We start from the raw sequence: 7,516 nt of genomic DNA on the forward strand, positions 1-7,516 counted from the left end.
TGCTTAATTCTGAGGATCAATTAAGTGTACCTCATTACTGCGAAAACCGCTGTATATCGCCACGCAACAAATAGGGCGAAGCATTTGGGGGATATGATTTGGCTTTTACCCCAAATGCTGGTAACGCCAAGCAACGCTTACGCCTCTACCAGAAGATTAAGTGTATGTGGGTTATCTGTGAGGCAGGGCGAAGCATTCGGATTGAAATATTATTCATTTCTCCGATAGGTTATCCCCCGTTCCCCGAAGGGGTTCCCGAAGGGTATGCTTCGCCCCTACCAGAATATCTCAGTTCCTGAAACCATTGATTTTACGACTTTCTTCCCGAGCCAATAGCAAGAAAGCCCCTAGTCCCTAGCTATAACTTGGCTTCCCTGAGAATGCCTTAACCAACGAAAGCGACTGCTATATTTGTTACTGCGATAGATTATCCTAGCGACTCGCCCTACACTCCCCACTCACCATTCCCATTCGGACTTCGGCGAGCTCAGTCGAAGTCTCACGCCGAAGTCTCACGCCGAAGTCTCACGGCGGAAGCCCATTCCCGACTCCCTATTCCCTATTCCCTTCTTTCCTCCGATAATGGAAATCTGTTTAATTTCATACAGATAAAAGCCATGAGCGAAAAGCAACTCACCAATCCAACTCCCTCCTCAATAGATAATTCTCTCCACATAAATAGAATACGGGTGGGTGTTTTGGGTTTTGGGGGATTGGGTGAAGCAGCAGCGAGACTCCTAACTCCCAAACAAGAAATGATCTGGGTGGCAGCGGCGGACAAAAAAGGCTATGCTTATGACCCAAATGGCTTAAATTGCGATCGCGCCATCACCACCTATAAGTCTCAAGGTTCCCTAGGATACCTAGAACCCACAGGTACTTTAAGTAACCAAGCTATTTCAGATTTAATCGAAAAAGCGAAAACATCTGTAGATGGCTATTTTCTAGCTTTACCGAATTTACCCAATACCTTCATGGCATCAGTGGCGCGGCAGTTTATCGCCTCCGGTTGGCGTGGGGTATTGGTGGATGCCCTGAAACGCACTAGTGCCGTTGAGCAATTACTTACTCTAAAAGACGAATTGCAAGGAGCCGGAATTACCTACATGACAGGATGTGGCGCAACACCCGGACTTTTGACAGCCGCAGCCGCACTCGCCGCCCAAAGTTACGCCGAGATTCATACTGTCAAAATTACCTTTGGCGTGGGGATTGCTAATTGGGAAGCTTATCGAGCCACAATTCGCGAAGATATTGCCCATCTTCCTGGTTACGATGTGGAAAAGGCAACTCAAATGAGTGATGCGGAGGTGGAAGCACTGTTAAATCGCACCAACGGCATCCTCGCTCTGGAAAATATGGAACATGCCGATGATGTGATGTTAGAGTTAGCCGGAATTTGCGATCGCGATCGCGTTACAGTTGGTGGAGTGGTTGATACTCGCAATCCTCAGAAGCCATTGAGTACTAATGTGCAAATTACGGGGCGTACTTTTGAAGGGAAGATTTCGACTCATACCTTTACATTAGGGGATGAAACTAGTATGGCGGCTAATGTTTGTGGTCCGGCTTTTGGTTATCTGAAAGCTGGTGTTTCTTTACATCGTCGGGGTATTTATGGTTTATTTACTGCTGCGGAAGTTATGCCGCAGTTTGTGAGGTAGAATTGACCTCTCCCCCCAACCCCCTCTCCTGCGTTAGCGTTAGCGGCACGTAAAAGCGTAGCGGGGCGAAGCCCAGTGCGGAGAGGGGGCAATAAGATACAGCGGATTGCAGGTTTATGGAGTGTACTTCACTTATCTGAAAACCTCTATATTGATAGTATCGTCTGGTAACTGGATCTAGATATTGAGCTTTTTAGCACTTAGCTGTCTTACTGGATATAAAAAAATAGATGAAGGATTCTTTGAAAGTTGTTCAAACTCTTGAATGATCTCTTTCACCAGGATATCAGTCACTTTTTCAGTAGAGAGGAGGGTGGCAGATGCGCTGAGGAATGTCGCTTTCATATAATCAAGAAAGTTCTGTCTTTTTTCAAAATCGTTCATTCGTCCATCTAACATAGGAGAAACATCAAGTAATTGGATGTCGATAAATCCTGCTTCAGAAAATAGACAACCTAGCTTTATGCCAATGTTAGTATCCCCACCGAAAACTTCTTGCTGTTGATTAAATGCTTTCCAATAAGCCTCGATTCCTTGGCATTTAGGAAATACAAATAAACCATGATTGAATACTTCCGTACAATAAATCAAACCCCCAGGAGATAAAACACGAAATGCTTCCTGCACCGCCATGGAGGGATTCTCAAGATGCTCCAACACAAAGAATATACAAACTGCGTCAAAGCTACCGTCATCAAATGGCAAATTGTAAGCACTACCTTGTTGGAGTATGACTCTACTACTGTCAATTAGAGGTTTGAGGAAAATCTCAGCACGGTGAAGCTGAGACTGGGAATTGTCTAATCCAGTAACTTTGAGATGTGGATGATGTTGGAGTAGTATTGATATCTGCGCACCAACCCCGCAACCTATCTCCAAGACTCTATTTAAACCTGAAAAATCTAGAGTGTGATGGATGTAAGATTCAGTAAATTTGCCCTGTTGAATCAGCCGCTCTTGCTCAACCTGACTGAATGTATGAATGTAGTTAGATTGTTCAACTAATGTCACGATTTATCTTCCTTATTACTTACTTGTTTAACAACGATGAATTAAGCCCAATTATGTACAGTGACTTAAAATAATTTCTTGTACTTGAAGGTTGTACTGAGATTGAAACTTATAGCCTGACGGGGCGATAACTATGGCTAGAAGGTAGCTTTAACAAGGGTTTCAGCGATTTCTATTGTTACAGCAGGGGCGCGGAAAGTAAACTGTACAGCGGTTCCCTCTCTTATGAGGTACAGCAGCATAAATTAACAAACCAATTGCTTAATTCTGAGGATCAATTAAGTGTACCTCATTACTGCGAAAACCGCTGTATATCGCCACGCAACAAATAGGGCGAAGCATTTGGGGGATATGATTTGGCTTTTACCCCAAATGCTGGTAACGCCAAGCAACGCTTACGCCTCTACCAGAAGATTAAGTGTATGTGGGTTATCTGTGAGGCAGGGCGAAGCATTCGGATTGAAATATTATTCATTTCTCCGATAGGTTATCCCCCGTTCCCCGAAGGGGTTCCCGAAGGGTATGCTTCGCCCCTACCAGAATATCTCAGTTCCTGAAACCATTGATTTTACGACTTTCTTCCCGAGCCAATAGCAAGAAAGCCCCTAGTCCCTAGCTATAACTTGGCTTCCCTGAGAATGCCTTAACCAACGAAAGCGACTGCTATATTTGTTACTGCGATAGATTATCCTAGCGACTCGCCCTACACTCCCCACTCACCATTCCCATTCGGACTTCGGCGAGCTCAGTCGAAGTCTCACGCCGAAGTCTCACGCCGAAGTCTCACGGCGGAAGCCCATTCCCGACTCCCTATTCCCTATTCCCTTCTTTCCTCCGATAATGGAAATCTGTTTAATTTCATACAGATAAAAGCCATGAGCGAAAAGCAACTCACCAATCCAACTCCCTCCTCAATAGATAATTCTCTCCACATAAATAGAATACGGGTGGGTGTTTTGGGTTTTGGGGGATTGGGTGAAGCAGCAGCGAGACTCCTAACTCCCAAACAAGAAATGATCTGGGTGGCAGCGGCGGACAAAAAAGGCTATGCTTATGACCCAAATGGCTTAAATTGCGATCGCGCCATCACCACCTATAAGTCTCAAGGTTCCCTAGGATACCTAGAACCCACAGGTACTTTAAGTAACCAAGCTATTTCAGATTTAATCGAAAAAGCGAAAACATCTGTAGATGGCTATTTTCTAGCTTTACCGAATTTACCCAATACCTTCATGGCATCAGTGGCGCGGCAGTTTATCGCCTCCGGTTGGCGTGGGGTATTGGTGGATGCCCTGAAACGCACTAGTGCCGTTGAGCAATTACTTACTCTAAAAGACGAATTGCAAGGAGCCGGAATTACCTACATGACAGGATGTGGCGCAACACCCGGACTTTTGACAGCCGCAGCCGCACTCGCCGCCCAAAGTTACGCCGAGATTCATACTGTCAAAATTACCTTTGGCGTGGGGATTGCTAATTGGGAAGCTTATCGAGCCACAATTCGCGAAGATATTGCCCATCTTCCTGGTTACGATGTGGAAAAGGCAACTCAAATGAGTGATGCGGAGGTGGAAGCACTGTTAAATCGCACCAACGGCATCCTCGCTCTGGAAAATATGGAACATGCCGATGATGTGATGTTAGAGTTAGCCGGAATTTGCGATCGCGATCGCGTTACAGTTGGTGGAGTGGTTGATACTCGCAATCCTCAGAAGCCATTGAGTACTAATGTGCAAATTACGGGGCGTACTTTTGAAGGGAAGATTTCGACTCATACCTTTACATTAGGGGATGAAACTAGTATGGCGGCTAATGTTTGTGGTCCGGCTTTTGGTTATCTGAAAGCTGGTGTTTCTTTACATCGTCGGGGTATTTATGGTTTATTTACTGCTGCGGAAGTTATGCCGCAGTTTGTGAGGTAGAATTGACCTCTCCCCCCAACCCCCTCTCCTGCGTTAGCGAAGCGGCACGAAGTGCGGAGAGGGGGCATGAACATATATTTTTTGTTTGTATCGCTCAAGTGTTCCAGAGATTTGCAGGAGATCAAAGAGTGAGTGAAGTAGATAAAAGTTATGAGTTAAAAGTGCTGAAGATGGTAGCCAATAAATACCTAGATGAAACTATATCCGCTACGGAGAGAAGTCTTAGATCCCTTGAGGCTAATCCCGATCAAGTTGTGTGGGAGTTAGCCACGAGAATTTATAGCCAGAGTGGATATAAAGTTGAATTAGGCATACTAAGAGATGTAGTTAATTCGCGAATTGAATTTGTGAAATATCAGCTAGCTTCTGAAAAGGAGCGTATGGCTGAGGAAGCTCGGCGTGTTGCTGAGGAAGCTCGGCGTGTTACTGAACTAAAAGCTGCTGAAGCAGCCTCTTTGCGTGACGAAATGCGTGACGAAATAATTAGCATAATGGGAGAAATTGGAGTAGATGAGAGGCAAGCTAATATCTTTGTTAAACTTCGGAAAATAATCAGCGAGCAGTTAGATGTGAATGAGAGTGAAGTGACTTTGGATAGTAATATCTCAACTGATTTGAACGCCGATGGGCTTGAAGCTGTTGAGCTAGCGATGGCGCTAGAAGAAGAATTCGAGATTGAAATACCAGAAGACGTATTGGGGACGGAATATCGAGGGAATCCATTTTGTTCTTCCATTTCTTCCTCTAATAATTCAGTTGCAGTATCTCGCACCGTCAGGGAACTCTTTATCTTTATTCAGGATAAAGTTTCACCTTAAACGGCATTCTTAAAATCCGCTGGATAACTGTATAACTTAAATCAAGTTAACCCGCCAACTGACTCAAATACTTGAGAATCATTAAAACGCTATATAGCTCATTGCCTCGGTTGTCGATTACAAACTCATCTGATAAGGCATATTTGAGAATTTCTTCTCTAATTAGCTTAACAAACCTAAAATTAACTCCGTTAGTAATCATGCCAAAAGTGGGAGTTTCTGAGTTAGGCTCTCCTAACATATAGGTGAGACTTTGAGCTAATCCTTCTTCTAAGGAAAAAGAAGTTTGCTTGGCTTCGATAACCGTTACCCAAAGATTTTGTTTCAAAATCAGAATATCAATTCTGCCCTCAATTATAATTCCCTCATCTTCAGCCCGAATATCAATAGATTTTTCAGCTTTAATATGAAACGGAGACAAATATAGCCCAGCAATAAATAAAATAGGACTGATAATGGTTAATTTGACGACATTCTCTAACAAGGGCTGATATTCAACTAAATTAAAATATCCTTCCTGTACCCGATCCAATTCCTGTTTTTCAATTTCAGTTAATTCCGGGAAATCGACTTGCCATTCCCAAAAGAATTGGTGATCTCGAATGCGCTGAATACCAAAGTTGTCAATCAGGTAACGTAAGTCTATATTTTGAGCCTTAACAGTTTGAATCATAATAAATAATAGATATAAAATTTACTCTTACAGGTCAATTGTATCGCACAATGCCTTAAACGGCATTGTTAAAATACCCAAAATCTGACTCACCTGAGTGATAAAATAATCTCGCTTATCAATCCAAATAGTCTTCTCATTCAACTTAATAAACTTCCAATCCGTACCTGTAGTCACCCCCCCATAAATACTTTCAATTTCCTCTCCATTCCGTTGATTAAATAATTGGGCTGCAACCATTTCCGCGATACACTGCCCTAAGCCAGATTTAATACTTTCATTTTTAGCTTCTACCAAGGCTACAACTGGACTTCTAATTTCATAAGATTCTTTTGAGGCAGTAAGAATATAATCGCAATATCCGCTCAAACCTGCTTGCACATCCACATTGAATTCCGATCCTGAGAAAAACCCAATTTGGAAATTAAGGATTCGCCTAACTTCTAATAAAACTGGAGCAATAATTAACTCTGAACGAGCCTTTTCTGTATTGATTGCAGTTGCTAAAAATACATTCTCATTTAATGTAGTCTGAAGATAAGAGCTTGGTAATATTTCTGGTATGTCAGGAAATAAATCCATAGATTCTTCTATGGTTAATCCAAATGCTTCTCTAACTTTAGTTAAGGTGGTAAAATCACTATAAGCCATAATTGGGGAATGGGGAGTAGGGAGTAGGGAGTGGGGAGTAGGGAGTAGGGAGTAGGGAGTAGGGAAAGATTGTGTAAAATAACTAATAACTAACAACCAACAACCAACAACCAACAACTAACAACCAACAACCAACAACCAACAACCAACAACATCTAAGTAGTTGGACTTTCCGGAGACAAAATTTCTGAAATTACCCCATCCTCTAATAACTCTGGAGTGTGAATCACAAAAGGTAAACAAGCACCCACCAAACCCCGCTGAATCCGTTGTGGTGTTTCTGGAAATATCACAAACAGAGGATAAATTTTTTCCACTCCCTCACTAAGAATATGTTCGTAGCGGGAAGGCATTAACCATTCATAATCTTTGTCCAATAATACTTGTGTCTGTCGCCAGCGACTGAGCAACTCAGAAAAGTCTTCATTAGGGCGATGAATAAAAACGATAATTTCAGCCCCCATCTTAATTTTCCATTCCGGATCGCACATTAAAATAGCTAGATCGCAGGGTAGACAAACTGCGCCTGTGGGTGGTTTTGAGTTGCGAATTCGTACAACTGGCAAGGGAATTGCGATCGCACTCTCCGAAGCCCTACGCATACTGGGAAGCAGCTCAAGGTAAGGGCGATACTTCTTCAGGAGTGCGATCGCAGAATTACGGTTACTATACTCCGCCAAACTTATTTCATAATCCAATTGTTTAACAGGCATTTTTTCAGTTTTATTTCAGTAAGTAATATTGCTAATTGCTAATTCCTGAAGTAGGAGTTGACAC

At 42.9% G+C, this 7,516-nt stretch carries 9 protein-coding genes; 5 read left to right on the plus strand and 4 right to left on the minus strand.

The window, feature by feature from the left end; genetic code table 11:
- The first annotated feature begins 98 nt into the window (after window positions 1-98).
- The gene (locus NJ959_RS22800) at window positions 99-299 is read left to right on the plus strand and encodes a hypothetical protein (protein WP_254014039.1); all 201 of its coding nucleotides are present in this window, start codon (window positions 99-101) and stop codon (window positions 297-299) included.
- Between the two features lie 318 nt (window positions 300-617).
- On the plus strand, window positions 618-1,664 hold the full coding sequence (gene bioU / locus NJ959_RS22805) for a (S)-8-amino-7-oxononanoate synthase BioU (RefSeq protein ID WP_254014040.1): 1,047 nt from the start codon (window positions 618-620) through the stop codon (window positions 1,662-1,664).
- Between the two features lie 177 nt (window positions 1,665-1,841).
- Here the strand turns inward: bioU (NJ959_RS22805) and NJ959_RS22810 are convergent, their stop codons facing one another.
- Window positions 1,842-2,675, minus strand: a complete 834-nt coding sequence (locus tag NJ959_RS22810; RefSeq protein WP_254014041.1) for a class I SAM-dependent methyltransferase — start codon at window positions 2,673-2,675, stop codon at window positions 1,842-1,844.
- A 356-nt stretch (window positions 2,676-3,031) separates the two neighbouring features.
- On the opposite strand from NJ959_RS22810, the gene NJ959_RS22815 reads away from it, so the two are divergent.
- The 3 genes from NJ959_RS22815 to NJ959_RS30485 all read left to right on the plus strand — a co-directional run bounded on the left by NJ959_RS22815 (window position 3,032) and on the right by NJ959_RS30485 (window position 5,415).
- Window positions 3,032-3,232: a hypothetical protein gene (locus NJ959_RS22815; RefSeq protein ID WP_254014039.1), complete on the plus strand. Its 201-nt coding sequence runs from the start codon at window positions 3,032-3,034 to the stop codon at window positions 3,230-3,232.
- Window positions 3,233-3,550: 318 nt separating this feature from the next.
- A complete protein-coding gene (gene bioU / locus NJ959_RS22820) occupies window positions 3,551-4,597 on the plus strand; it encodes a (S)-8-amino-7-oxononanoate synthase BioU (protein WP_254014040.1) in 1,047 nt (348 codons plus the stop codon).
- Between the two features lie 128 nt (window positions 4,598-4,725).
- Window positions 4,726-5,415 (plus strand): acyl carrier protein, encoded by a 690-nt coding sequence (locus tag NJ959_RS30485; protein WP_254014042.1) that lies wholly within the window; start codon window positions 4,726-4,728, stop codon window positions 5,413-5,415.
- A 46-nt stretch (window positions 5,416-5,461) separates the two neighbouring features.
- On the opposite strand, the gene NJ959_RS22830 is transcribed toward NJ959_RS30485, so the two are convergent.
- The 3 genes from NJ959_RS22830 to NJ959_RS22840 form a co-directional block, all read right to left on the minus strand.
- The gene (locus NJ959_RS22830) at window positions 5,462-6,088 is read right to left on the minus strand and encodes a type I restriction endonuclease (RefSeq protein WP_254014043.1); all 627 of its coding nucleotides are present in this window, start codon (window positions 6,086-6,088) and stop codon (window positions 5,462-5,464) included.
- Window positions 6,089-6,115: 27 nt separating this feature from the next.
- Window positions 6,116-6,739 carry a hypothetical protein gene (locus tag NJ959_RS22835; protein WP_254014045.1) on the minus strand — a complete coding sequence of 208 codons (624 nt, stop codon included), beginning with the start codon at window positions 6,737-6,739 and terminating at the stop codon, window positions 6,116-6,118.
- A gap of 155 nt (window positions 6,740-6,894) precedes the next feature.
- On the minus strand, window positions 6,895-7,452 hold the full coding sequence (locus NJ959_RS22840) for a hypothetical protein (RefSeq protein ID WP_254014044.1): 558 nt from the start codon (window positions 7,450-7,452) through the stop codon (window positions 6,895-6,897).
- Window positions 7,453-7,516: the final 64 nt, after the last annotated feature.

The sequence above is a fragment of the Limnofasciculus baicalensis BBK-W-15 genome (assembly GCF_024178385.1).
In the GTDB taxonomy this organism is placed as follows: Bacteria; Cyanobacteriota; Cyanobacteriia; order Cyanobacteriales; family Coleofasciculaceae; genus Limnofasciculus; species Limnofasciculus baicalensis.

Coding starts and splice junctions, on each gene's coding strand:
- bioU (WP_254014040.1), top strand. CDS start 618: ATGAGCGAAAAGCAACTCACCAATCCAACTCCCTCCTCAATAGATAAT.
- bioU (WP_254014040.1), top strand. CDS start 3,551: ATGAGCGAAAAGCAACTCACCAATCCAACTCCCTCCTCAATAGATAAT.
- NJ959_RS22830 (WP_254014043.1), bottom strand. CDS start 6,088: ATGATTCAAACTGTTAAGGCTCAAAATATAGACTTACGTTACCTGATT.
- NJ959_RS22835 (WP_254014045.1), bottom strand. CDS start 6,739: ATGGCTTATAGTGATTTTACCACCTTAACTAAAGTTAGAGAAGCATTT.
- NJ959_RS22840 (WP_254014044.1), bottom strand. CDS start 7,452: ATGCCTGTTAAACAATTGGATTATGAAATAAGTTTGGCGGAGTATAGT.